This window comes from Pseudotabrizicola sp. 4114 (assembly GCF_031457365.1).
GTDB lineage: Bacteria > Pseudomonadota > Alphaproteobacteria > Rhodobacterales > Rhodobacteraceae > Pseudotabrizicola.
Genome location: NZ_JAVDWP010000005.1, coordinates 124,103 through 147,402, shown reverse-complemented (window position 1 = coordinate 147,402; position 23,300 = coordinate 124,103). Strand labels below are relative to the sequence as shown.

Sequence of the window (23,300 nt, the reverse complement as noted above, 5' to 3'; positions counted from 1 at the left end):
CTTTTCGCTTGAGAGGCGAAGCCGAGGGGGCAGAGCCCCCTTGCACCACTGGCAGAAAACGCGCGGATGGCCTGTAAGCCGGATTCTGTCCCGGGGTTTCCCCCATGGATGACCATTCCTCTGCCGCACCTGTTACCAGATGCAGTCAAGCTGCCAACCCGGGCCTCTGGGCTGAAGCGTCCCTGTGGAGGTCTCTGCTGTCGCCGCCGGCTTGCGCCTTTGGCCGTCGCAGACCTTTCCACACAAGGCCCCTATTCGGCATTGCTCCGGGTGGGGCTTGCCATGCCGGTCCTGTTACCAGTCCCGCGGTGGGCTTTTACCCCACCGTTTCACCTGTTCCCTGCCACGCGAGAGGCGAACCTCTCTGACAACAGGGAAGTCTGTTCTCTGTGGCGCTTTCCCTGGGGTTGCCCCCGCCGGGGGTTACCCGGCACCCTTGCTTCATGGAGTCCGGACTTTCCTCGAAGGCTTGCGCCCCCGCGGTCATCCAGCCATCCGCGCGCTGCGGGGCTTACGCCTGTGCGGCGGGGGCGTCAACGCCAAAGCGCAGTGCAAGGGCGGCGGCCATGGCGGCATCGGCAGAGGTGACCGGGCCAGACGCAGCGGGCCGGAAGCGCCAGCGAAACGCCCGCAGCACCAGATCTTCGCCCAAGGCCGGGTAGCCGAAGCGGCAGGCGGAGGACAAGAAGTCGGGCGCGGGATCGGCCCCGGTCAGTTCAGGCCAGACCGACAGCCCCTGCCGCGCCAGCCGCTGCCAGTCAAAGCGCGGGCCGGGGTCCGATTTGCGGTCGGGGGCCATGTCGGAATGGCCGATCACCCGATGGGCCGGAATCTGCCAGCGCGCCATGATGCCTTCCAACAAAGTCTCCAGCGCTGCCATCTGCGGCTCGGGGAACGGCTCATTGCCGCGATTGTCCAGCTCGATCCCGATGGAATGCGAGTTCACATCGGTGATGCCCGCCCACGCCCCTGCCCCCGCATGCCAGGCGCGCTTGTCCTCGTCCACCAGCGCCTCTGCGTCGCCGTGGCGGGAAATCAGCCAATGCGCCGAGACCTCTGCCACAGGGTCGCACAGCCGCGCGCGCGCGGCGGCGCAGCTTTCCATTGCGGTATAGTGGATCACGATCAGCGACGGAGTTGCCCCGCCACGCCGGTCGGAAAAATTCGGCGACGGTGTCACCGCAGCCGGTACGGGCTCGGGTCCCAGGTGCAGGCATAGCCGTCGCCATCGGGGTCAAGGCCAAGCCGGTCCCGCTCTGGTCCGCCGCGGGCCAGAAACGCCTGCTGCGCCAGATCGGGCGAGGCATAGCCTGCGCATTTGCCCGCAGCATTGCCGCCGGCAAAGCCAGAGCGCTTGTAAAGCTGGGTGCCGCGCGGGTGGTTGGTGGCCAGCGCATAATCCACAATGTTCGGCCCGGCATCACCGGGTCGCACCGGCAGCGCGCCGGGCTGAATCACTTGATACTGCGCGCGGTTGCGGTCAATGCGGGCGCGGTCGCTCTCAATCGTCTCGCGGCTGGCGACCGCGTCAAAGTCATTCTCGTCCGAGATCCGCGCGCCGCCGCCAAGGCTCGCGATCCGCGACGCCTCGCCGGTTTCTTCGCGGATGCCCGCAGGCGCGTTGCCGCGCGGGCGGTTGGCCGACATGTCGCCGCCAGATGCCGGGCTGGCCCCGATCACCGACCCTGTCACCGGGCCCGTCGCAGGTGCGATGCCGCCACGGCCATCGGCCCGGTCAATCGCCGCCCCGATCTGGTCGGCCGAAAAGCCCGGCGTGACAATCGGCTGTGCCCGCCCCGCTGCCGCATCGCGGTCGCGCATATAGGAATTGTAATCCTGAAACCCGACCCCGGCGCCGCTGTCGGGCACCGCAGGCGCGCAGGCCGCGATCGTCAAAGGCAAAAGCAAAATCAGGGAAACGCGCATGATCTGACAGACCCACATTTAAATTCAGCGGCAGGAATTACCACCATTTTGCCGGTTTGGCCACAAAGCCCGCAGCCTGCTCCAGCACATAGGCGTGATTGAGCAGGTCCGCCTCCTGCCACGGCTGACCGATCAGCTGCAGACCCAGCGGCAGCCCCTTGGCATCCAAGCCCACCGGCACCGCCACCCCCGGCAGACCGGCCAGGTTCAGCGTCACCGTGAACACGTCGTTCAGATACATCTCGACCGGGTCCGTCCCGCCCTGCTCGCCCAGACCAAAGGCCGACGACGGCGTGGCGGGCGCCAGAATCGCATCAATCCCCGCCGCAAACGCCAGCTCAAAGTCACGCTTGATCAGCGCACGCACCTTGCGCGCCCGGTTGTAATAGGCGTCATAGAACCCGGCCGACAGCACATAGGTGCCCGCCATGATCCGGCGCTGGGTCTCGGGGCCAAAGCCTTCGGCGCGGGTCTTTTCATACATCTCGGTGATGCCATCGCCCTGCGCCAGCTTGGCGCGGTGGCCATAGCGCACCCCGTCATAGCGGGCGAGGTTTGACGACGCCTCGGCGGGCGCAATCACGTAATAGGTCGGCAGCGCATATTTCGTATGCGGCAGCGAAATATCCACAATCTCTGCCCCGGCATCGCGCATCATGTCCATGCCGCGATCCCAGAGCGCGGCAATCTCGCCCGGCATTCCGTCCAGCCGGTACTCACGCGGGATACCAATTTTCTTGCCACGGATGTCGCCGGTCAGGGCCGCCTCAAAATCCGGCACCGCCAGATCGGCAGAGGTGGAATCTTTGGCATCATGCCCGGCCATCGCGCCCAGCATGATCGCCGCATCGCGCACCGATTTGGTCATCGGCCCGGCCTGATCGAGGGATGAGGCATAGGCCACCACGCCCCAACGGCTGACGCGGCCATAGGTCGGCTTGATCCCGGTGATGCCGCAGAACGCCGCCGGTTGGCGGATCGACCCGCCGGTATCGGTGCCGGTCGCCGCCAGACACAAATCTGCCGCCACCGCCGCCGCCGACCCGCCAGACGATCCGCCCGGCGTCAGCTTGCGGTCATCCACCTTCCACGGGTTCACCGCTGGCCCATAGCACGACGACTCATTCGACGATCCCATCGCGAATTCGTCCATGTTCAGCTTGCCAAGGCAGACCGCCCCCGCGCCCCACAGCTTGGTGGTCACCGTCGATTCGTATTCGGGCCTGAACCCGCGCAGAATGTTCGACCCGGCCTGCGTCGGCACGCCCTTGACCGCAAACAGGTCTTTCACGCCGACCGGAATGCCGCACATTGCGGGCGCATCGCCCCCCGCCAGCCGCGCATCCGCCGCCCGCGCCTGCTCCAGCGCCAGTTCGGGCGTCTTGTGGACAAAGGCGTTCAGCCCGTCGCCCGCATCTATCGCGGTCAGACAAGCCATGGTCAGATCCACCGCCGTCACGTCACCCTTGCGCAGCGCATCGCGCGCCGCTGCAATCGTCCAGCCGTTTGCACCCGTCATATCCGCGCTCATTCCACCACCTTCGGCACCGCAAAGAAGCCCTCACGCGCATCGGGCGCGTTTTTCAGCACGGCGGCCTGCTGGTTGCCATCTGTCACCGCATCGACCCGGCGCTTCAGCCGCATCGGCGTCACCGATGTCATCGGCTCGATGCCCTCTACGTCCACATCCTTCAGCTGTTCCATGAACCCAAGGATCGACGACAGCTTGTCGGCCAGAGCGGGCAGATCGCCCTCTTCCACCCGGATACGGGACAGTTTCGCCACCTTGCGGGCGGTGTCGATGTCGATGGACATATGGGGCCCTTTCCCTGCAATAACCCGCATCGTTTAGCCCCCTGCCCTGCGGGCTGCAAGCCCGGCCATCGGTCTGCGCTCTTGTCAAAGCCGGGTGCAACACCCAGTCTCATGGCACAACAGGACCAAAGGAACACCCCATGCAGATCATCTGGCTTGGCCACTCCGGCTTTCGGATCGAGATTGAAAACGCCGTCCTGCTGATCGACCCATGGCTCGACGACAACCCGATGTTTCCAGAGGGCCGCCGGGCTGAGGCCCTCAAGGGCGTCACCCATATCTTTCTGACCCATGCCCATGGCGATCATGCGTCGGGCGCACTGGCCATTGCACAGGAAACCGGCGCCCCCATCGCCGCCATTCACGAACTGGCGGAATACCTGACCCGTCAGGGCGCAAAAGACGTGACCGGTTTCGGCAAGGGCGGCACCATTGACGCGGGCGGCGCAAAGGTCACCATGGTCAATGCCACCCATTCCTCCAGCATCGACTTCGCGGGCGGCAACGCCATCCCCGCCGGGTCCGAGGCGGGGTTCATGATCGCCGGTGAAGGTGAGGTGATCTATATCTCCGGCGACACCGACATCATGGCCGATATGGATTGGATGGGGGATTATCACAAACCCACCATCGGCATTCTGTCCTGTGGCGGCCATTACACCATGGACATGGCCCGCGCCGCCTATGCCGCGCGGCGCTATTTCAACTTCAGCACCGTGATCCCCTGCCATTACAAGACCTTCGGTCTGCTCGCGCAGGATGCATCAGAGCTCAAGGCAGGTCTGCCCCCCGGCACCACCCTGATCGAGCCGCAGGTGTTGGAGCCGATCCGGTTTTGACCCGGCAGAGCCAGTCCCCCTGTCTGGCGCCCTTGCAGGTGGTGGTGGAGTCGCTCTACCACCACCTGCCGCCACAGATGCCCCCGATGATGGAGGTCTGTCTGTGCAACATCTGCATGTTGCCCGCGCAGCTGGCGCAAATGATCGCGACCCCGGTACGCGATATGCCGGCGGCACTGGTGCGCGAATACATCGACTCGGCGCATGGCGTGCCCGCCAATCCGGATGATCTGCGCGCCATCCTGCCACGCATCCTTGATCTGATGGCGCGGGGGGATGACATTTCTACCCTTGGCACCCACACCGAACTGCGCCGCTTTGGCGACGCCCGCGCGGTGCATCCCGATCTGTTCGATCCGCACACCCTTGCCCTGCTGGATGATTTCGCCCGTTTGATGCTGCTGCACACCGGCTGGGCCGAAGCCACGGGCGAACCCGCCCGCGACACACCGCTGACCCTGACGGAAACGCTGCTGGTCGGCGGCTGGCCCCCTGCCACCGTGACCGGATCCCTCGACGCGCTCTTTGCCACCGCGCAAGGGTCCGGGGCGCTGACGCGGCTGCTCACCGCTCTGGGCACCAGCCTGCAAAGCGAGGGCCACTTTGACCTCTGGGCCTTGGCCACCTACCGGGCCGAGGCGATTCCGGCGCTGGCAGACTGGCTGAACCGCCTGCTGCTCAGCCCCGCCGTGCAAACCCTTCTGCTGCCGATGGACGCCGAGGATGCCCCCTGGGCCGGGGCGCTCTGGGCCATTGCAGGCGACATAGCCCCGGCCCATTTCACCGCCGCCGCAGCGGGCAATCGTTAAAAATAGCTTAATTAGATACAGTCAAGCCTTTGATTTAAAACGCTTGCAAAACGTGTAACACAGGGGGTCATACCCCGCGCCGCCCGGCAAAGAACGCCCGCAACAGCCCCTCCGCCTCGCCCGCCGCGATGCCATCGTAAACCTCCGGCACATGATGGCACTGCGGGTGGGAAAACACCCTCGCCCCCACCGCCACGCCGCCGCTCTTGGGGTCCGCCGCACCATAATACAGCCGCCCCACCCGCGCGGCCGCAATCGCGGCGGCACACATCGGGCACGGCTCCAGCGTCACATAGAGATCATAGCCCACCAACCGCTCTGACCCCGCCAACCGGCAGGCCTCGCGGATCACCAGCACCTCTGCATGGGCGGTCGGATCGCTCAGCTCCCGCGTCCGGTTCCCCGCCTGCGCCACCACTGCGCCATCAGGCGAGACCATCACCGCCCCCACCGGAACCTCGCCGCGCCGCGCCGCCGCCCGCGCCTCTTCCAGCGCCAGCGCCATAAAGGAGGTAAACCCGCGTTGCTCTTTCATCCTGGCTCAAATACTCTCGCGGTTAGCCAATCGGGTTCGCCATTGGTCCGAAAGACCAATCGGCCTGGGCGCGCAGACAGCCCCAAGGCTGGGCACCCGGTGCCAAGGATGACAGTCATGACCGCAAATGAAAAGCCACCCCGCCCGAAAGCCGCCCCGAAAGCTGCGCCCAAATCGGCATCGCCCGAAGGCGAGCGCATCGCCAAGGTGCTGTCCCGCGCCGGCGTCTCGTCGCGGCGTGAGGCCGAACGGCTGATCGAGGCGGGCGAGGTCACGGTCAACGGCAAGCTCGTCACCTCTCCCGCGCTGAACGTCACCGCTGCCGACCGGATCACCGTCTCCGGCCAGCCGGTCGGCGCGCCCGAACCGGCCCGGCTGTGGCTGTATTACAAGCCCGAAGGCCTTGTGACCTCTGCCTCGGATGAAAAGGGCCGCGACACGGTGTTCGACCACCTGCCCGAGGATATGCCCCGGGTCATGTCGATCGGCCGGCTTGACCTCAATTCCGAGGGCCTGCTGCTTTTGACCAACGACGGCGCGCTGAAACGGCAGCTGGAACTGCCCTCCACCGGCTGGCTGCGCAAGTACCGCGTGCGGGTCAAGGGCAACCCGACCGAGCCCGAGATTGAACCCCTGCGCAAGGGCATCACCATCGACGGCGAACGCTTTCAGCCGATGGAGGTCAAGATCGACCGGCATCAGGGCGCAAACGCCTGGCTGACCATCGGCCTGCGCGAGGGCAAGAACCGCGAAATCCGCCGCGCCATGTTCGCCATCGGCCTGACCGTGAACCGGCTGATCCGCGTCAGCTACGGCCCGTTCCGCCTGAACGAGATGGAGCCGGGCGATGTCGAGGAAATCAAGGCGCGGGTGATGCGCGACCAGCTGGGCGCGCTGATCTCGGGGCAGATCGAAGATGCCTCCGAGGTGCCGACCAAGCCGAAATCCCGGGTCCGCACCACCAGCCGCACCGCTGGCGATGACGACCGCCCGGCGCGCAGCTCCGGCCCCCGCCCCGTGCGGGCAACGATCGGCGACCGGCCCGCGCGCAGCGGCACCCGCGCCCCGCGCGATGACGCAGCAAAACCCGCCCGCGCCAGCACGGGCAAACCCGACCGCAACGCGCCCAAGGCACCGGGCGCGATGACCAGCACGCGGGGCCGCAAGGCGCTGGGGCAACTGGCTGACAGCTGGGCCACCGCGTCAAAGCCTGCGACAAAACCTGCCGCGAAGCCTGCCGCAAAACCCGCCCGCCGCCAAACATCGTTGCAGATCGAGGGTGACACCGCCGCGCCGAAACCGCGCGGCCGCACCACCACCGGCGCCAAACCCAGCACCCGCAACGCAGGCCCTGCAGCACCCCGCGGCGGCAGCCCGAAACCACCGCCGCGCCGCAAGTAGGCGGCGCTGACCGTGGCGGGGGGAACGCAGTCTGTGAGTTCCCCCCTGCGTCACCTCTGGCAAGGCCGTCTTCCTTCCCCTATACTAAAGAAGCAGGCCCGCCCGTCGCCGCGCCGCTGCCAGAATGAGGCTGAAATGTCCGGAAACGGGATGCAAACCCTGTCCTTCATCCTGCTCATCGGGCTTGTTGCCTATGTGGCCTTTGGCGGAGGTCTCTAGATGGCGCAACGTTTTGGCGGCAGATTCAGCCCCGGCGCTTCCGATCCAAAGGGCACATTGCCCCCTGCGCATCCGTTTGATGGCAAACAACCGCTCAAAGGTGCCGGGCGTGCCCGGTTTATGGGCATCGCGGCGCTGCTCTTTCTGCCCGCCGCCTTTACCGGCAGCCCCCGTCAGCTGATGTTCGGCCTTGCCGCCACAGCGCTGCTGCTGGCCGCCGCCTTTCTGACCCGGGAGGGGCTGAAGGCCCATGCCGCCTATGACCAGCGCAAGGTCGCCCGCCGCCCCGCCTTTCCGCGCAAGATTTTCGGCTCGGTGCTGACCGGGGCGGCCCTGGTCGCGGGCGGGTTGATGAGCCATGACGGGCTGCTCTACCCGCTGCTGTTCGGTGTGGCCGGGGCGGCGCTGCATTTCAACACCTTTGGCGCCGATCCGCTGCGCGACAAGGGGGCCGAAGGAATTGATACCTTTCAGACCGACCGTGTTGCCCGTGCCGTGGATGAGGCGGAAAAGCATCTGAGCGCGATGCGCGATGCCATCCTGCGCGCGAATGACCGCCAGCTGGAGGGCCGGGTGGACCGGTTCACCGCCGCCGCCCGCCAGCTGTTCCGCACGGTCGAGGAAGATCCGCGTGATCTGACCGCCGCCCGCAAGTATCTGTCGGTTTACCTGATGGGCGCGCGTGACGCGACGGTCAAGTTTGCCGATCTGTACGCCCGGTCGCGCGATACGCAGGCGCGCGGCGATTATCTGGCGCTGCTGGATGATCTGGAAACCACCTTTGCCGACCGCTCGCGCCGCCTGCTGAGTGACAACCGCAGCGATCTGGATGTTGAAATCTCGGTCCTGCGCGACCGGCTGAAAGCCGAAGCCTGATCCCTTTGCCACCTGCCCCCTTTCCCGCCAGTGCCCGAAAAACAGTGAGAATGACGCCATGACCGAAACCACCCGCGAACAGGCCGCCCGCGCCCTGACCCAGATCGAGGAAGTCACCGCCGTCATCCTGCCCGAACCGGGCGGCGAGATCGTGGCGCTGGAGGCCGCCGATGGCGACAAGGCCGGGGCGATCCGGGCGCGCATGGCAGAGCTGGACATGGCCAACACCCAGTCGATCATCTCGTTCGGCTCAAAGGCGCAGGCCGAGTTGCAAGTCATTTCTCAGGAAATGCTGGCCGATGTGAAAAACAAGGACGCAGGCCCCGCTGGCGACAGCCTGCGCAAGATCGTCACCACGATCCGCGGCTTCGGGGCCGAAGAGCTGGACCTGCGCCGCGACCGCAGCTGGTGGGAAAAGCTGATCGGGCGTGCCGCGCCCTTTGCCAATTTCGTCGCCAAGTATGAAACGGTTCAGGGCCAGATCGACAAGGTCACCGAAGAGCTGCTGCATCATGAGCATACGCTGCTCAAGGACATCCGCGCGCTGGATATGCTCTATGCCAAAACGCTGAATTTCTACGACGAACTGGCGCTCTATATCGCGGCGGGTGAGGCAAAGCTGGCCGATCTGGATGCCACCACAATCCCCGCCGCTCAGGCCGTGGTGGCGGCAGCGCCCGAAGCGGATCAGGTGAAAAAGGCGCAGGAGCTGCGTGACCTGCGCGCCGCGCGCGACGATCTGGAACGCCGGGTGCATGATCTGAAACTGACGCGGCAGGTCACCATGCAATCGCTGCCGTCGATCCGGCTGGTGCAGGAGAATGACAAATCGCTGGTCACCAAGATCAACTCGACGCTGGTGAACACCGTGCCGCTGTGGGAAACCCAGCTGGCGCAGGCCGTCACCATCCAGCGGTCGCGTGAAGCCGCCGAAGCGGTGCGCGGCGCCAATGACCTGACCAACGAGCTGCTCACCAAAAACGCCGACAACCTGCGCGAAACCAACCGTGTGGTGCGCGAGGAGATGGAGCGTGGCGTGTTCGACATCGCGTCGGTCAAGCAGGCCAATGATCAGCTGATCGCCACCATCAACGACAGCCTGCAGATCGCGGATGAGGGCAAGGCCCGCCGCGCTGCCGCCGAAGCCGAATTGCAGAAGATGGAGGCCGAATTGCGTGATACCCTCGCCTCTGCCTCCGCGCGCCGCCCCGTCCAGCAGCCTCAAGGATAGACCCGTTCCGATGCGCGTTTCCGCCGCCTTTCGTCTGACTTTGTCCGCGCTGTGCGGTCTGGCGCTTGTGGGCTGTGTGGCCAGCCCGCAGGCCCCGCGCAGCTCGCCCAATGCCCCCAATCGCCCCACCCCGGCGGCGGTGGCCGTGCCGCAAACACCGCCCTCTGCCGCAAGTCAGGCGGTGCGTCTGCATTTCGCGCGGGTGCAGGCCGATCTGTTGTCGAACGGGCTATTGCGCACCGATGGCGGCGGGCGCGACACCCCGTTTACCGACCGGATGCTGGCTGAAAACTTCATCCGCGTTGCTTTGTACGATGAATATGTGCGTGGCTCCGGCGGCCCGGTTCAGCGCGAAACCCCCAGCCGCCTGCGCCGGTGGGAGGCGCCGGTGCGCGTCGGCCTGCACTTTGGCGCCTCGGTCAGCGCCAGCAGCCGCGCCACCGACACCGCGCGGGTGCGATCCTACCTCGCGCGGCTCAGCCGCCTGACCGGCCATCCGATCGGGCTGAGCGATCAGGCCCCCAACTTTTTCATCTACATCGTGAACGAGGATGAACGCCGCGCGCTTGGCCCCGCCGTGACCTCGGCCCTGCAAGGCCTGTCAGCGGGTGAGGTGGCAGGCATCACCAACATGCCGCTCTCGACCTATTGTCTGGTCTACGCCATGTCTGAAGGCAGCTCTGGCCGCTACACCCGTGCCTTTGCCGTGATCCGGGCCGAACACCCCGATCTGTTGCGCCTGTCCTGCATGCACGAGGAAATTGCCCAGGGCCTTGGTCTTGCCAACGACAGCCCGCGCGCGCGCCCGTCGATCTTTAACGACGATGAGGAATTTGCGCTGCTGACCGGGCAGGACGAGCTGATGCTGCGCATGCTCTACAACCCCGCCCTGCGCACCGGCATGGCCGAATCCGAAGCGCGACCGATCATCGAATCCCTTGCGCGCGCCCTTGTGGGCGGCGAAAGTTAAGCGGCCCTGACGGGCAAAAGGAGTGTTGTCATGGTTTTTGATTTCCTCAAGGGCGAGTTCATCGACGTCATCTCCTGGCTGGATGACACCCGCGACACGATGGTCTGGCGGTTTGAACGCCGGGGTCAGGCGATCAAATACGGGGCAAAGCTGACCGTGCGCGAAGGTCAGGCGGCGGTGTTCGTGCATGAGGGGCAGCTGGCCGATGTCTTCGGCCCCGGCCTGTACCAGCTTGAAACCAACAACATGCCGATCATGACCACCCTGCAGCACTGGGACCACGGGTTCAGCAGCCCGTTCAAGTCCGAGGTGTATTTCATCAACACCACCCGCTTCAACGATCAGAAGTGGGGCACCAAGAACCCGATCATGACGCGCGACCCGGAGTTTGGCCCGGTCCGCATCCGCGCCTTTGGCACCTATTCGATGCGCGTCAGCGACCCCGCCGTTTTCTTACGCGAAATCGTCGGCACCGATGGCGAATTCACCGCTGATGAAGTGTCGATGCAGATCCGCAACATCATCGTGCAGGAATTCAGCCAGACCATCGCCAAATCCGGCATCCCGGTGCTGGACATGGCCGCCAACACCCGCGATCTGGGGCAGATCGTCACCACCGCAATCAACCCGACGGTGGCCGAATATGGCCTGACCCTGCCGGAATTCTACATTGAAAACATCAGCCTGCCGGAAGAGGTCGAAAAGGTGCTCGACAAGCGCACCTCGATCGGCATCGCGGGCGATCTGAACAAATACATGCAGTTCAACGCAGCCGAAGGCATCGCCAACCCCGCCTCTGGCGCAGGCGCGATGATGGGGGCCGGGATGGCCGCCGGCATGGGTGCCGCGATGGCGCAAGCCGCCGGGCCATGGGGCGCGCCACCGGCTGCCCCCGCAGCACCCGCCACCGCTGCGCCGCCGCCCCCGCCGGCACCGCCCGCCGCAACCGTCTGGCACGTGGCCGAAAACGGCGCGACCAAAGGCCCGTTTGACGAGCAGACCCTTGCCACCATGGCCTCCGCGGGCCAGCTCTCGCGCGCGACAATGGTGTGGACTGCCGGACAGGACGGCTGGAAAATGGCCGCCGACACCGCGCTCAAACGCCTGCTCGACTCCGTCCCGCCACCGCCGCCCGCGCCGTAACCGGGACCGATGATGGCAGAACAGGAACACCGCTGGCCCTGCGAAAGCTGTGGCGCAGACCTGCGCTACTCGCCCGGCGATACGGCGCTGAAGTGCGACCATTGCGGCCATGTGCAACCCCTGCCCGACGCGCCGCCCGCGCGCCGGTCGGCGCTGGAAGAGCTCGACCTGAACCTCGCGCTGCAAGACGACCTGCCGCCCGCCGATATGGAAGAGGTGCGCATCACCCCCTGCCCGTCCTGCGGCTCGCAGGTGGAGTTCAAGGGGGCCGAGCACGCCACCGAATGCCCGTTCTGCGCGACGCCGGTCGCCATCGGCACCGGCACCCAACGCCTGATCAAGCCACAAGCCGTGCTGCCCTTTGCCCTGACCGAACGACAGGGGCGCGAGGCGATGGGCAAATGGCTGGGCAGCCTGTGGTTCGCCCCGGGCGGTTTGGTCGAATACGCCCGCAAGGGCCGCACCCTGTCCGGCCTTTACGTGCCGTACTGGACCTATGACGCCGCCACCCGCAGCCGCTATTCCGGCGCGCGGGGGGAGTATTACTACGAGACCCGCACCGTCACCGTACAGGTGAATGGCAAGAGCGAACGGCGGCAGGAACAGGTGCGCAAAACCCGCTGGCATTCCGCTGCGGGCTGGGTCTCGCGCCGGTTCGATGATGTGCTGGTGCTGGCCAGCGGCTCGCTGCCGCGCCGTTACACCGATGCGCTCGCGCCGTGGGATCTGGGGGCCTTGGTGCCCTATTCCCCCGATTATCTGGCGGGTTTCACCGCCGAAGGCTATACCGTCAGCCTGACCGATGGCCAGACCATCGCCCGCGAAATCATGGCGGGGCAGATCGCGCATGACGTGCGCCACGACATCGGTGGCGACGAGCAGCGCATTGACCGGATCGACACCGCCTATTCAGCCGAGACCTTCAAGCACATCCTGCTGCCGGTCTGGATGGCGGCCTATAAATACAACGGCAAAAGCTATCGCTTTGTGGTCAACGGCCAGACCGGCAAGGTGCAGGGCGAACGTCCGTATTCGGCGTGGAAAATCGCCTTTGCCGTCATCGCCGCCATAATCGTGATCGGCGGGATTGCGTATCTGAGCCAGATGTAGCGCAGGGCCGTCTTTCGGTCCCGACTGCAATGGGTTAGCATCGGGAAAACACAAAAAGCACAGGGGCAGATCATGCAGGCACAACGGCGCGCGTTCACATTCGGATTGGGTGCCCTGTGGCTGTCGTCCTGTGTCGGCGGCGGCGGCACCAGCTCTGTCGTCTCTCGCGGGCCCGAACCCGGCATGTCGCCGGTGCCCAATGCCGGGTTTGACGCCTGGGTTGATGGCTTCAAATCCCGCGCCACAGGCCGGGGTCTGTCCCAATCCACCATCGACACGGCGTTTCGCTCGGCGGGTTTCCTGCCCGGCGTGATCGAACGTGACCGCAACCAGACCGAATTCAAACGCACGCTGGAAGATTACCTTGCCATCGCCGCCAGCGCCGAGCGCGTGGCCAAAGGCCGCGCCGCTCTGGCCCGCCACCGCAATGCCCTGTCGGCCATCGAATCGCGTTACGGGGTCGAGGCCGAAGTCGTCACCGCCGTCTGGGGTCTGGAAAGCCAGTATGGCGAACGGCGCGGCACCGTGCCGGTGATCTCGGCACTCGCCACCCTCGCCTATGACGGACGCCGGGGTGCATTTTTCGAGCAGCAACTCACCGCCGCCCTGCGCATCCTGCAAAACGGCGACACCACCCCCGCCAACATGACCGGCAGCTGGGCAGGGGCCATGGGCCATACCCAGTTCATCCCTACCAGCTATCTGGAATATGCGGTCGATTTCACCGGCGACGGCCGCCGCGACATCTGGGCCGATGACCCGACCGACGCGCTCGCCTCTGCCGCCGCCTACCTGTCGCGCTCCGGCTGGCGCAAGGGCCAGCCCTGGGGGATCGAGATCCGCCTGCCGTCGGGCTTCAACACCGCCGTCACCGGACGCGGCAAGGGCCGCAGCTCTGACGCTTGGTCGGCGCTTGGCGTCACCACCGCCGACGGCGGCCGCCTGCCGAACCACGGCGCAGGCTCGATCATCCTGCCGCAGGGGGCGGGTGGCCCGGCCTTCCTGATCTTCAACAATTTCAACGCCATCGCCCGCTACAACAACGCGGTCAACTATGTCATCGGCGTCGGCCACCTGTCTGACCGGCTGCGCGGGGCCGGCCCGATCCGCGGCAATTTCCCGCCCGATGCCACCGGCATGACCATCTCCGACCGTCAGGATCTGCAACGCCGCCTGACCGCCGCAGGCTTTGACACCGAAGGCAGCGACGGCGTCATCGGCGCCAAAACCCGCGCCGCGATCGAAGGGTTCCAACGCGCACGCGGCCTGCCCGTCACCGGCGAGCCGACCCTCGCCCTGCTGCAGATGCTGCGGGGCTGACCGGGGCAGGCGCCCGCCGGTCCATAATTCTGATCCGACCCGCCGCTGCACCGTTGGTCTTTGAGTATTTTTGCCAAGATGAAATCGCAAGGCACAGCCCACGGGGTTCATCTTGGCCCAAGTACTCCCGTGCGGAGCACAAACCCGAGGAGACGCGCGGCACGCGCGCGACGAGACAAAAACAACGCGGCGCAGCCGCTCCATCAGATCCCGTTTGGCCCCCGGTTCAGCGCCGGGGCCGTTGACTCGCCGCCCTGACCGCGCAATAGCGCTATCCATCCCGACCGGAGGCTCCGATGCTCGATCTGACCCGCGTTCTGCCGCATGCCCGCATTCCCGAACTGCCCAATCCCTATTTCGGCAAGGTGCGGGATTGCTACGATCTGCCCCCCAGTGCGGATCATCCTGGTGGCAGGCGGATCCTGATCTCGTCGGACCGGATCAGCGCCTTTGACCGCATCCTCGCCGCGATCCCCTACAAGGGGCAGGTTCTGACCCAGACCGCGCGCTACTGGTTTGACCACACCGCCGATATCTGCCCCAACCATGTGCTGGGCTACCCGGACCCGAATGTGGTGATCGGCCAGCACGTTACCATCCTGCCGGTGGAAATCGTGGTGCGCGGCTATCTGGCCGGCACCACCTCGACCTCGGTGCTGACCCAGTATCGCGCGGGCCACCGCAGCCTGTACGGGCATACCCTTCCCGATGGCATGCGTGACAATCAGCCCCTGCCGCAGCCGATCATCACCCCCACGTCAAAGGCGTTTGACGGCGGCCATGACGAACCGCTCACCGCCGATGAGGTCCTCGCGCAGGGCCTGCTGACGCCGGCGCAGTGGGAACAGGTCTCGGCCTATGCCCTCGCCCTGTTTGCCCGGGGGCAAAAGATGGCGGCTGAGCGCGGGTTGATCCTCGCCGATACCAAGTATGAATTCGGCACCGATGCGACAGGCCGCATCCTGATCGCCGATGAAATCCACACCCCCGATTCCAGCCGCTACTGGCTGGCCGATGGCTATGACGCCGCGTTCGAGGCCGGCAGCCGCCCGCCCAGCTTTGACAAGGATGTCATCCGCTCCTGGGTCGCCGCGCGCTGCGATCCCTATACCGACCCGATCCCCGAGATCCCTGCCCAGATCATTGCGCAGACCGCTGAGGTCTATGTCGGGGCCTATGAGGCGATCACCGGCCAGAGTTTCCATGGCGATACCTCGGGCCCCACGCCGCTGGACCGCATCCGCGCCAATCTGTCGCCGTGGTTTGCCGGACACCCCTGAGCCGCGCCAGCAAGGCTCTGCCGCCCGGCTGAGCCTTTCGCGCTCACAACGAATGTTTGCGCTAACACGCCCTTCGCCTGTATAGTCCCCGCCCATCAAGACCCCATTACCCCGCCGGAGGCCCCGATGATTCTCAGCTGTGGCGAAGCGCTGATCGACATGCTGCCGCGCACCTCGACCCAAGGGGAGGCGTGCTTTGCCCCCTACGCGGGCGGAGCTGTGTTCAACACCGCCATCGCGCTGGGGCGCCTCGGCACGCCGTCGGCGTTCTTTTCCGGTGTCTCGACCGATATGCTGGGGGACATCCTCGCCGATACGCTGACCGCCTCAGAGGTGGATACGCAGTATCTTGCGCGCTCTGACCGGCCCACCACGGTTGCGTTTGTCAAACTGGTGAACGGTCAGGCCACCTATGCCTTTTACGACGAGGCCACCGCCGGGCGCATGCTGTCGCCAGATCAGCTGCCAACCCTGCCGGGTACTGTCAGCACCCTGTTCTTCGGCGGCATCAGCCTGGTCAACGACCCCGCCGCCAGCACCTATGAGGCGCTGCAGAACCGCGAGGCCGCCGCCCGCGTCACCATGATCGACCCCAACATCCGCCCCGGCTTCATCGCCGGCAAGGAAGCCGAATACCGCGCCCGCATCGAGCGGATGATCGCCCGCGCCGATATCGTCAAACTGTCCGACGAAGACCTGCACTGGCTGATGGGCGCGGGCGATCTCAGCGCCCTTGCCCGCCAGATCATCGCCACCGGCCCGAAGCTGGTGTTCATCACCGAAGGTGCCGCCGGGGCGCGCGCCCTGACCGCCACGCAAAACCGGTTCTTCGCCGCCACCCCGGTCACCGTGGCCGATACCGTGGGCGCAGGCGATACCTTCAACGCGGGCGCGCTTTCGGCTCTGCACGCCGCAGGCGCGCTGACCAAAGCTGCCCTGACCAGCCTGCCCGATGCCACGCTCGACGCCGCCCTGTCGCTCGGCACCCGCGCCGCTGCCATCACCGTCAGCCGCCCCGGTGCCAACCCACCCTGGGCCAACGAATTGTGAGAGCCGTCGTTCAGCGCGTCTCCCACGCCTCGGTCAGCGTGGACGGCACCATTACCGGCGAGATCGGCGCGGGCCTGCTGATCCTGATCTGCGCGATGGAGGGCGACACCGAGGCGCAGGCCGATGCCATGGCCGCCAAGATCGCCAAGCTGCGCATCTTCAAGGATGATCAGGGCAAGATGAACCGCTCGGTCACCGACATCGCCGGATCAGCCCTGATCGTGTCGCAATTCACCCTCGCCGCCGATCTGCGCGGCAACCGCCCCGGCTTTTCCACCGCCGCAAAGCCAGAGACCGGCCAACGCCTCTACGAGCATTTCACCACCCGCATTGCCGCCGCAGGAATCCCCACCGCCAACGGCATCTTCGGCGCCGACATGGCGGTCAGCCTCACCAATGACGGCCCGGTCACGATCTGGATGGACATCTGACCCCGGCTTGCTGCTTTTGAAATACGCTGGGGTTGTTCATCGGTGTCGCCATCGGTCCGAGAAACCGATGAACCAGGGGGCAAAGCTCCCGGCGGGTCAGCCCGCACATCACCGCACAATCAGCTCCAGCGGATCATACAGGCTCTCCCCCACCCCCCAGGCCGCCGAGGGCAGGCTGTCGGGCTTGAACCTGATCCCGCGCAGCGCGTCGCGGCTGAAAAACCGCCGCTCGGTCACCACGCCTTCGGGGTCGCGCCAGCTGTCACTGATCTGCCCGCCCACGATCTGGCAGCGGAAGTAAAGATCGACCTGATGAAACCCGCGCTTTGGGTCGTGAAATTCGTTCACGAGGCACGGCGCGCCGACGGCCACCGTCAGCCCGGTCTCCTCCCAGATCTCGCGCTTCAGATTGTCATGCAGCGATTGCCCCACCACCGCCCCGCCGCCCGGCGCGCACCACAGGTCCGACACCCCGCCGCGATAGGCGTTCACCAGCAGCAGCCGGTCATCAGCCAGAATAAGCGCGCGGGTGGCAAGGCGAGGGGTTCGGTGCGACATGGCCGCAGCCTGTGACGTTGCGCGCCGTTTGTCCACTCCCCCTTGGCAACAGCGCGCATCGCGGCCATCTTGCGCCCATGATCCGTGCGCTTGGCCTTGCCCTCCTTTTTGCGACACCCGCGCAGGCCGATTGCGTGGTGCTGCTGCACGGGCTGGCGCGCAGCGATGCCTCGCTGATCCCGATGGCGCAGGCGCTGCAAGGCGCGGGCTTTCGCACCGTCAACCAGTCCTACCCCTCGACCTCTGCGCCGATCCGCGATCTGGCCGCTTTTGTCGATGACGGCATCGCCGCCTGTGCGCTTGCGCCTGATGAGCAGATCCATTTTGTCACCCATTCGATGGGCGGCATCCTTGTGCGCTATCTGCTGGCCGATCACCGCCCCGAGGCGCTTGGCCGCGTGGTGATGCTGGCCCCGCCCAATCAGGGCTCGGAACTGGTGGATGCGCTCGGCGCCATCCCGGTCTTTGACTGGATCAACGGCCCTGCCGGTCAGCAACTCGGCACCGATGCCGCCTCGGTGCCGCGCACCCTGCCCGCGCCCGATTATCCGCTGGGCATCATCGCCGGCAATCAGTCGCTGAACCCGGTCTATTCCAGCCTGATCCCCGGCCCCGATGATGGCAAGGTCAGCGTGGCCTCGACCCGGATCGACGGCATGACTGCCCACCTGACCCTGCCTGCCACCCACACATTCCTGATGATGAACCCGATCGTTCTGCGCCAGACCATCCTGTTCCTGCGCACCGGAACCTTTGACGCCACCCTCAGCTATGCGCAGGCGGTTGAGGCCCTGATCCTACAGGACTAGCTTGACTTCGCCCGCAGGTAAGGGTGTATCGGCGCGAAGACGCCCGAACCCTTGAAAGGGGACTACTGATGCACGCCTATCGCAGCCATACCTGCGCCGCCCTGAACACCGCCCATGTCGGCGAAACCATCCGCCTGTCGGGCTGGGTGCACCGGGTGCGCGATCATGGCGGCGTGTTGTTCATCGACCTGCGCGACCATTACGGCATCACCCAGATCATCGCCGACAGTGACAGCCCGGCCTTTGCCGACATCGAAAAAGTCCGCGCCGAATGGGTCATTCAGGTCGAGGGCCGGGTCAAGGCCCGCGACGCATCGCTGATCAACCCCAAACTGCCGACCGGGGAAATCGAGGTCTACGCCACCGGCATCACCGTGCTGGGCGAGGCGGCAGAACTGCCGATGCCGGTCTTCGGCGAAACCGAATACCCCGAGGAAACCCGCCTCACCTACCGCTTCCTCGACCTGCGCCGCGACGGCATGCACCGCAACATGATGCTGCGCTCCAACGTGGTGCGCTCGTTGCGCAACCGGATGTGGGATATGGGGTTCAACGAATTTCAGACGCCCATCATCACCGCCTCCTCGCCCGAGGGCGCGCGTGACTTCCTCGTGCCGTCGCGCCTGCATCCGGGCAAGTTCTACGCCCTGCCGCAGGCCCCCCAGCAATTCAAACAGCTGATCATGGTCGCGGGCTTTGACCGCTATTTCCAGATCGCGCCCTGCTTCCGGGATGAAGACCCCCGCGCCGACCGCTCGCCCACCGACTTCTACCAACTCGACATCGAGATGAGCTTTGTCGAACAGGAAGACGTGTTCGCCGTGGTCCAACCGGTGATTCAGGGCCTGTTCCAGGAATTTGCGCCAGAAAAGCCGGTCGATGCCGACTGGCCGCGCATCGCCTATCGCGATTCGCTGCTGTGGTACGGCTCCGACAAGCCCGACCTGCGCAACCCGATCAAGATGCAGATCGTCTCCGACCATTTCGCAGGCTCCGGCTTCGCCGTCTTCGCCAAACTGTTGGAGCAGGAAGGCACCCAGATCCGCGCCATCCCCGCCCCCAAAGGCGGCAGCCGCAAATTCTGCGACCGGATGAACGCCTTCGCCCAGCAACAAGGGTTGCCGGGGATGGGGTATATCTTCTGGCGTGAAGCCGAAGACAAATCCGGCATGGAGGCCGCAGGGCCATTGGCGAAAAACATCGGCCCCGAGCGGACCGAGGCGATCCGCCAGCAACTCGGCCTCGGCCTCGGCGATGCCGCCTTCTTCCTCGGCGGCAAGCCCGAAGCGTTCGAATCCGTTGCCGGACGGGCCCGCAATGTCATCGGCGAGGAACTCGGCCTGACCGAGAAAGACACCTTCCGCTTCGCCTGGATCGTCGATTTCCCGATGTACGAGAAAACCGACGACGGCAAGATCGACTTCAGCCACAACCCGTTTTCCATGCCGCAAGGCGGGATGGACGCGCTCAACGGTGACCCGCTCAACGTCTACGCCTATCAGTATGACCTGGCCTGCAACGGCTATGAGCTGCTGTCGGGCGGCATCCGCAACCACAAGCCCGAGATCATGTTCAAGGCGTTTGAACTGGCCGGATACCCGAACTCCGAGGTCGAAAAGCGCTTTGGCGGCATGGTCAAGGCGTTCAAATACGGCGCGCCGCCCCACGGCGGCTGTGCGGCGGGGATCGACCGCATCGTGATGCTCTTGGCCGACACCACCAACATCCGCGAAGTCATCATGTTCCCGATGAACCAGCGCGCCGAAGACCTGTTGATGAACGCGCCCTCCGACCCCACCAACGACCAGCTGCGCGAATTGCGCCTGCGCGTGCTGCCGAAAGACGCCTGATGTATCACGCCACCGTCCCCGTTTTCCGCCACTACCTCGCCCAGATGGCCGGGATCGTGGACAAAGCGGGGCGGGAGGCGATGACCGCGCAGATCGCCGACAGCTTTACCGCCAGCCAGCACTTTGCCACTGCCGCGGGCTTTACCCTGCGCATCGCCTGCCCGCTGGCAGGCCGCGCGGTGCCCGACCTGCCCACCGCGCTTGCCCCGCGCATGGCGGTGGCCCGCGCCACCCTTGGCGCGATGAAACCGGCCGAGTTTGACGGGGCTGCCGACCGGATCATCAGCCATCGCGCAGGTTTTACCGATCTCGACCAACCCGCGCATGATTTCGTGTTCCTCTATGGCCTTCCGAATTTTTTCTTTCATATGACAATGGGTTACGCCTCTCTGCGTGCGTCTGGCATCCGCTTGGGCAAGGGCGATTTTGATGGTTTTCACAGCTATCCCCCCGATTTCAGCTTTGACGGATCGCTCTGACACTGACTTTCCCCGGTGCAAAGGCCCGCGTTTGCCTTTATCCTGACCGCACCTCAAGGACGCCCGATGACTCAGGACAAGACGACTGCCGCCTTTCGCTTTGGCTATGGGCTGCCCCTCCCCGATCAGGCGCCGGCCGAACCCGCGTCGATGCTGGCCGCCCTGCGCGGCCCCGATGTCATGGCCGCCACGTATCCCGGCCCGCGTCTGGCCGATCTGAACGACACCCTGGCGCGTGCCGATACCTTGCTGCAAACATGGCGCCGCGCCGAAGCCGCCGAGGCACGGGTCGCCCGGCAAGATTACCGTCAGGCCATCGCCCAGCTTGAAGGTGTCACCCTGCTCGCCGCCAAAACCACAATCGCCCGTGCGCTGGATGCCCCTGATGGATTTCGCGAACGTCTGGTGCAGTTCTGGGCCGATCATTTCACCACCGTTGCCCGCGCGCGCCGGGACAGCCCGCTGCCCGCGACACTGGTGGAAGAGGCGATCCGCCCCCATTTGACCGACCGCTTTGCCGATATGCTGAAAGCGGTCATCCAGCACCCGGCGATGCTGCGGTATCTGGATCAGTCGCGCAGCATTGGTCCCAGATCGCGCATCGGAAAACGCCAGAACAAGGGGTTGAACGAAAATCTGGCGCGCGAACTGCTGGAACTGCACACCGTAGGCAGCGGCTATGCCCAGGACGATGTGACCCAGATGGCCGAACTGCTGACCGGGCTGACCGTCGGCAAGTCCGGCACCACCTTTGACGCCCGCCGCGCCGAGCCGGGGCCGGAGACCATTCTGGGCACCACCTATGCGGGGGATAAACTGGAGCCCGTGCTGAAAGCACTGGATGATCTGGCCGAACACCCCGCCACCGCCGCCCATCTGGCGCGCAAGCTGGCGGTGCATTTCGTCGCCGATCAGCCCAACCCCGATCTCGTGCAGGCCCTGACCGACGCCTGGCGCAGTTCTGGCGGCGATCTGCTGGCGGTGGCCGAATCGCTGCTGACCCACCCCGCCGCTTGGTCGCGGATACAGGAAAAGGCGCGCCAACCCTTTGATTTCACAGTTGCCGCGCTGCGTGCGCTTGGCCTTGACGGGGCGGATGTTATGCGGATGGCTGATGATGTGTTCCGTCAGCTGATCCTGCAACCGATGGCGGCCATGGGTCAGCCCTGGCAGCGCGCCCCCGGCCCCGATGGCTGGCCCGAGGCGGCAGAGGTCTGGATCACCCCCGAGGCGATGGCGGTGCGCATCACCTGGGCGATGGAGATGCCGCAGCAGCTGGTCACCCCGCTGCCTGACCCTGCCGCGCTGATGACCCGCAGCCTTGGCTCGCATCTGGGTGAGCGGCTGGCCTGGGCGGTGCCCCGGTCGGAAAGCGCCCGCGAAGCCGTCGGTCTGGTGCTGGCCAGCCCCGAATTCAACCGAAGGTAGCCGCCCATGGATCGCCGCCTGTTTCTCCAAGCGCTGACCGGCACCGCCTGTTCGCTCGCCGCGCACCCGTTGATGACCACCGTGACGCTGGCCGCGTCCGATGGCAGTGCGCCCTTGGGGGATCACCGGCTGGTCGTGGTGATTCTGCGCGGCGGGATGGACGGGCTCGATCTGGTCCGCCCCTCCGGTGATCCGCTGCTTGCGGGCTATCGCCCCACGCTGTCTGCCCCTCAGGGGCCTGACCTGACGGGATATTTCAGCCTTAACCCGATGCTCGCGGGGCTGCTGCCGCTGTGGCAGGCGGGTCAGCTTGGCTTTGTCCACGCCACCTCCACGCCCTACCGTGATCACCGCAGCCATTTCGACGGGCAGGATATTCTGGAGGCGGGTACCGGGCTGGATCTGCCCGACAGCACGGTGCGCGATGGCTGGCTGAACCGGATGCTGCAATCGGTCCCCGGCTTGCGGTCGCAGACCGCCTTTGCCATCGGGGCCGATTCGGCGCCGGTGTTGCAGGGCCCGGCCCCGGTCAGCAACTGGCAGCCCGACGTGCGGCTGGATCTGTCGCCGCAAAGCCGGCTGCTGCTGGATCACATTTACCATGACGACGCGCTGTTTCGCGAGGCCGCGACCGAGGCCGTGACCCTGACCGAACGCATGGATCTTGCCCGGATGGGCGGGGCGGTGCAGCCCACCGTCGACAAGGGGCGGCTGGCCGAAACCGACCGGCTGACCGATTTTGCCGCCCAGCGGTTGCGCGACGACACCCGCATCGCCGCCTTTTCGCTCAACGGCTGGGACACCCACCGCAACCAGTCCGGCGGCAGCGCCCTGCCGCTGCAGCGGCTGGAGCGGGTGGTGCTGCGGCTGGCAGATCAGCTCGGGCCGCAGGTCTGGGACAAGACGTTGCTGCTGGCGATGACCGAATTCGGCCGGACCGTGGCCGAAAACGGCACCAAGGGCACCGACCACGGCACTGGCGGCGCGATGCTGATGGCCGGTGGCGCGCTCAGGGGCGGGCGGGTCATGGGGCGATGGCCGGGGCTCGACGAGGCCGCGCTCTATCAACGCCGCGATCTGATGCCCACCTCCGATGTGCGGGCCTGGGCGGCCTGGGCGATGCGCGGGATGTATGGTTTTGACCGCACCCTGCTTGAGTCCAGCATCTTTCCGGGTCTGGTGATGGGGAGTGACCCCGGATTGCTGGCCTGATTCACCCCC

At 65.9% G+C, this 23,300-nt stretch carries 23 protein-coding genes and 1 other RNA gene; 17 read left to right on the top strand and 7 right to left on the bottom strand.

The window, feature by feature from the left end:
• Window positions 1-58: 58 nt before the first annotated feature.
• The 5 genes from rnpB to gatC all read right to left on the bottom strand — a co-directional run bounded on the left by rnpB (window position 59) and on the right by gatC (window position 3,741).
• Window positions 59-499, bottom strand: an RNA gene (gene rnpB / locus J2X53_RS13415) — RNase P RNA component class A.
• Window positions 500-511: 12 nt separating this feature from the next.
• The gene (locus J2X53_RS13410; protein WP_349038001.1) at window positions 512-1,180 is read right to left on the bottom strand and encodes an N-acetylmuramoyl-L-alanine amidase; all 669 of its coding nucleotides are present in this window, start codon (window positions 1,178-1,180) and stop codon (window positions 512-514) included.
• Window positions 1,177-1,926, bottom strand: a complete 750-nt coding sequence (locus tag J2X53_RS13405; RefSeq protein WP_349038000.1) for a hypothetical protein — start codon at window positions 1,924-1,926, stop codon at window positions 1,177-1,179. Before J2X53_RS13405 ends, J2X53_RS13410 begins: the two co-directional genes overlap by 4 nt.
• 37 nt (window positions 1,927-1,963) lie before the next feature.
• Complete coding sequence (gene gatA, locus J2X53_RS13400) at window positions 1,964-3,445, bottom strand: Asp-tRNA(Asn)/Glu-tRNA(Gln) amidotransferase subunit GatA (protein ID WP_349038198.1); 1,482 nt, start codon at window positions 3,443-3,445, stop codon at window positions 1,964-1,966.
• Window positions 3,446-3,453: 8 nt separating this feature from the next.
• Window positions 3,454-3,741, bottom strand: a complete 288-nt coding sequence (gene gatC / locus J2X53_RS13395) for an Asp-tRNA(Asn)/Glu-tRNA(Gln) amidotransferase subunit GatC (protein ID WP_349037999.1) — start codon at window positions 3,739-3,741, stop codon at window positions 3,454-3,456.
• 140 nt (window positions 3,742-3,881) lie between these two features.
• Here gatC and J2X53_RS13390 point away from each other — a divergent pair, with 140 nt between their 5' ends.
• Together J2X53_RS13390 and J2X53_RS13385 are read left to right on the top strand one after the other, a co-directional pair.
• Window positions 3,882-4,580, top strand: a complete 699-nt coding sequence (locus J2X53_RS13390; protein WP_349037998.1) for a metal-dependent hydrolase — start codon at window positions 3,882-3,884, stop codon at window positions 4,578-4,580.
• Window positions 4,577-5,389 carry a hypothetical protein gene (locus tag J2X53_RS13385; RefSeq protein WP_349037997.1) on the top strand — a complete coding sequence of 271 codons (813 nt, stop codon included), beginning with the start codon at window positions 4,577-4,579 and terminating at the stop codon, window positions 5,387-5,389. Before J2X53_RS13390 ends, J2X53_RS13385 begins: the two co-directional genes overlap by 4 nt.
• Before the next feature lie 67 nt (window positions 5,390-5,456).
• Here the strand turns inward: J2X53_RS13385 and J2X53_RS13380 are convergent, their stop codons facing one another.
• Window positions 5,457-5,924 carry a nucleoside deaminase gene (locus J2X53_RS13380; RefSeq protein ID WP_349037996.1) on the bottom strand — a complete coding sequence of 156 codons (468 nt, stop codon included), beginning with the start codon at window positions 5,922-5,924 and terminating at the stop codon, window positions 5,457-5,459.
• A 117-nt stretch (window positions 5,925-6,041) separates the two neighbouring features.
• On the opposite strand from J2X53_RS13380, the gene J2X53_RS13375 reads away from it, so the two are divergent.
• The 10 genes from J2X53_RS13375 (at window position 6,042) to dtd (ending at window position 16,955) form a co-directional block, all read left to right on the top strand.
• Window positions 6,042-7,325 (top strand): pseudouridine synthase, encoded by a 1,284-nt coding sequence (locus tag J2X53_RS13375; RefSeq protein ID WP_349037995.1) that lies wholly within the window; start codon window positions 6,042-6,044, stop codon window positions 7,323-7,325.
• Window positions 7,326-7,544: 219 nt separating this feature from the next.
• Window positions 7,545-8,420 carry a 5-bromo-4-chloroindolyl phosphate hydrolysis family protein gene (locus J2X53_RS13370; RefSeq protein ID WP_349037994.1) on the top strand — a complete coding sequence of 292 codons (876 nt, stop codon included), beginning with the start codon at window positions 7,545-7,547 and terminating at the stop codon, window positions 8,418-8,420.
• 58 nt (window positions 8,421-8,478) lie between these two features.
• The gene (locus J2X53_RS13365) at window positions 8,479-9,651 is read left to right on the top strand and encodes a toxic anion resistance protein (RefSeq protein ID WP_349037993.1); all 1,173 of its coding nucleotides are present in this window, start codon (window positions 8,479-8,481) and stop codon (window positions 9,649-9,651) included.
• 10 nt (window positions 9,652-9,661) lie between these two features.
• Window positions 9,662-10,621, top strand: coding sequence for a DUF2927 domain-containing protein (locus tag J2X53_RS13360; RefSeq protein WP_349037992.1), 960 nt, complete (start codon window positions 9,662-9,664; stop codon window positions 10,619-10,621).
• A gap of 30 nt (window positions 10,622-10,651) precedes the next feature.
• Window positions 10,652-11,764 carry an SPFH domain-containing protein gene (locus J2X53_RS13355; RefSeq protein ID WP_349037991.1) on the top strand — a complete coding sequence of 371 codons (1,113 nt, stop codon included), beginning with the start codon at window positions 10,652-10,654 and terminating at the stop codon, window positions 11,762-11,764.
• Between the two features lie 12 nt (window positions 11,765-11,776).
• Window positions 11,777-12,874 carry a primosomal protein N' (replication factor Y) - superfamily II helicase gene (locus J2X53_RS13350; protein ID WP_349037990.1) on the top strand — a complete coding sequence of 366 codons (1,098 nt, stop codon included), beginning with the start codon at window positions 11,777-11,779 and terminating at the stop codon, window positions 12,872-12,874.
• 72 nt (window positions 12,875-12,946) lie between these two features.
• On the top strand, window positions 12,947-14,194 hold the full coding sequence (locus J2X53_RS13345; protein ID WP_349037989.1) for a lytic murein transglycosylase: 1,248 nt from the start codon (window positions 12,947-12,949) through the stop codon (window positions 14,192-14,194).
• A gap of 296 nt (window positions 14,195-14,490) precedes the next feature.
• Window positions 14,491-15,474 carry a phosphoribosylaminoimidazolesuccinocarboxamide synthase gene (locus tag J2X53_RS13340; RefSeq protein WP_349037988.1) on the top strand — a complete coding sequence of 328 codons (984 nt, stop codon included), beginning with the start codon at window positions 14,491-14,493 and terminating at the stop codon, window positions 15,472-15,474.
• Between the two features lie 126 nt (window positions 15,475-15,600).
• Window positions 15,601-16,524, top strand: a complete 924-nt coding sequence (locus tag J2X53_RS13335) for a carbohydrate kinase (protein ID WP_349037987.1) — start codon at window positions 15,601-15,603, stop codon at window positions 16,522-16,524.
• Entirely contained in the window at window positions 16,521-16,955 is a 435-nt protein-coding gene (gene dtd, locus J2X53_RS13330; protein ID WP_349037986.1) for a D-aminoacyl-tRNA deacylase, read from the top strand. The genes J2X53_RS13335 and dtd overlap by 4 nt, the downstream gene beginning before the upstream one ends.
• Window positions 16,956-17,063: 108 nt before the next feature.
• Here dtd and J2X53_RS13325 read toward each other — a convergent pair whose 3' ends face one another.
• On the bottom strand, window positions 17,064-17,513 hold the full coding sequence (locus tag J2X53_RS13325; RefSeq protein WP_349037985.1) for an NUDIX domain-containing protein: 450 nt from the start codon (window positions 17,511-17,513) through the stop codon (window positions 17,064-17,066).
• A 77-nt stretch (window positions 17,514-17,590) separates the two neighbouring features.
• Between J2X53_RS13325 and J2X53_RS13320 the strand changes: the two genes are divergently transcribed.
• The 5 genes from J2X53_RS13320 (at window position 17,591) to J2X53_RS13300 (ending at window position 23,291) form a co-directional block, all read left to right on the top strand.
• Window positions 17,591-18,322 (top strand): alpha/beta fold hydrolase, encoded by a 732-nt coding sequence (locus tag J2X53_RS13320; protein WP_349037984.1) that lies wholly within the window; start codon window positions 17,591-17,593, stop codon window positions 18,320-18,322.
• A gap of 68 nt (window positions 18,323-18,390) precedes the next feature.
• Window positions 18,391-20,172, top strand: coding sequence for an aspartate--tRNA ligase (gene aspS / locus J2X53_RS13315; RefSeq protein ID WP_349037983.1), 1,782 nt, complete (start codon window positions 18,391-18,393; stop codon window positions 20,170-20,172).
• A complete protein-coding gene (locus J2X53_RS13310; protein ID WP_349037982.1) occupies window positions 20,172-20,651 on the top strand; it encodes a DUF1993 family protein in 480 nt (159 codons plus the stop codon). The genes aspS and J2X53_RS13310 overlap by 1 nt, the downstream gene beginning before the upstream one ends.
• 66 nt (window positions 20,652-20,717) lie before the next feature.
• Window positions 20,718-22,079: a DUF1800 domain-containing protein gene (locus J2X53_RS13305; protein ID WP_349037981.1), complete on the top strand. Its 1,362-nt coding sequence runs from the start codon at window positions 20,718-20,720 to the stop codon at window positions 22,077-22,079.
• A gap of 6 nt (window positions 22,080-22,085) precedes the next feature.
• Window positions 22,086-23,291, top strand: a complete 1,206-nt coding sequence (locus tag J2X53_RS13300) for a DUF1501 domain-containing protein (RefSeq protein ID WP_349037980.1) — start codon at window positions 22,086-22,088, stop codon at window positions 23,289-23,291.
• Window positions 23,292-23,300: the final 9 nt, after the last annotated feature.

Bases quoted from the DNA above. Each gene is read 5' to 3' on its own strand.
- J2X53_RS13405 (WP_349038000.1), bottom strand. From the start codon at position 1,926: ATGCGCGTTTCCCTGATTTTGCTTTTGCCTTTGACGATCGCGGCCTGC.
- gatA (WP_349038198.1), bottom strand. From the start codon at position 3,445: ATGACGGGTGCAAACGGCTGGACGATTGCAGCGGCGCGCGATGCGCTG.
- gatC (WP_349037999.1), bottom strand. From the start codon at position 3,741: ATGTCCATCGACATCGACACCGCCCGCAAGGTGGCGAAACTGTCCCGT.
- J2X53_RS13390 (WP_349037998.1), top strand. From the start codon at position 3,882: ATGCAGATCATCTGGCTTGGCCACTCCGGCTTTCGGATCGAGATTGAA.
- J2X53_RS13380 (WP_349037996.1), bottom strand. From the start codon at position 5,924: ATGAAAGAGCAACGCGGGTTTACCTCCTTTATGGCGCTGGCGCTGGAA.
- J2X53_RS13375 (WP_349037995.1), top strand. From the start codon at position 6,042: ATGACCGCAAATGAAAAGCCACCCCGCCCGAAAGCCGCCCCGAAAGCT.
- J2X53_RS13370 (WP_349037994.1), top strand. From the start codon at position 7,545: ATGGCGCAACGTTTTGGCGGCAGATTCAGCCCCGGCGCTTCCGATCCA.
- J2X53_RS13365 (WP_349037993.1), top strand. From the start codon at position 8,479: ATGACCGAAACCACCCGCGAACAGGCCGCCCGCGCCCTGACCCAGATC.
- J2X53_RS13360 (WP_349037992.1), top strand. From the start codon at position 9,662: ATGCGCGTTTCCGCCGCCTTTCGTCTGACTTTGTCCGCGCTGTGCGGT.
- J2X53_RS13355 (WP_349037991.1), top strand. From the start codon at position 10,652: ATGGTTTTTGATTTCCTCAAGGGCGAGTTCATCGACGTCATCTCCTGG.
- J2X53_RS13350 (WP_349037990.1), top strand. From the start codon at position 11,777: ATGGCAGAACAGGAACACCGCTGGCCCTGCGAAAGCTGTGGCGCAGAC.
- J2X53_RS13345 (WP_349037989.1), top strand. From the start codon at position 12,947: ATGCAGGCACAACGGCGCGCGTTCACATTCGGATTGGGTGCCCTGTGG.
- J2X53_RS13340 (WP_349037988.1), top strand. From the start codon at position 14,491: ATGCTCGATCTGACCCGCGTTCTGCCGCATGCCCGCATTCCCGAACTG.
- J2X53_RS13335 (WP_349037987.1), top strand. From the start codon at position 15,601: ATGATTCTCAGCTGTGGCGAAGCGCTGATCGACATGCTGCCGCGCACC.
- J2X53_RS13325 (WP_349037985.1), bottom strand. From the start codon at position 17,513: ATGTCGCACCGAACCCCTCGCCTTGCCACCCGCGCGCTTATTCTGGCT.
- J2X53_RS13320 (WP_349037984.1), top strand. From the start codon at position 17,591: ATGATCCGTGCGCTTGGCCTTGCCCTCCTTTTTGCGACACCCGCGCAG.
- aspS (WP_349037983.1), top strand. From the start codon at position 18,391: ATGCACGCCTATCGCAGCCATACCTGCGCCGCCCTGAACACCGCCCAT.
- J2X53_RS13310 (WP_349037982.1), top strand. From the start codon at position 20,172: ATGTATCACGCCACCGTCCCCGTTTTCCGCCACTACCTCGCCCAGATG.
- J2X53_RS13305 (WP_349037981.1), top strand. From the start codon at position 20,718: ATGACTCAGGACAAGACGACTGCCGCCTTTCGCTTTGGCTATGGGCTG.
- J2X53_RS13300 (WP_349037980.1), top strand. From the start codon at position 22,086: ATGGATCGCCGCCTGTTTCTCCAAGCGCTGACCGGCACCGCCTGTTCG.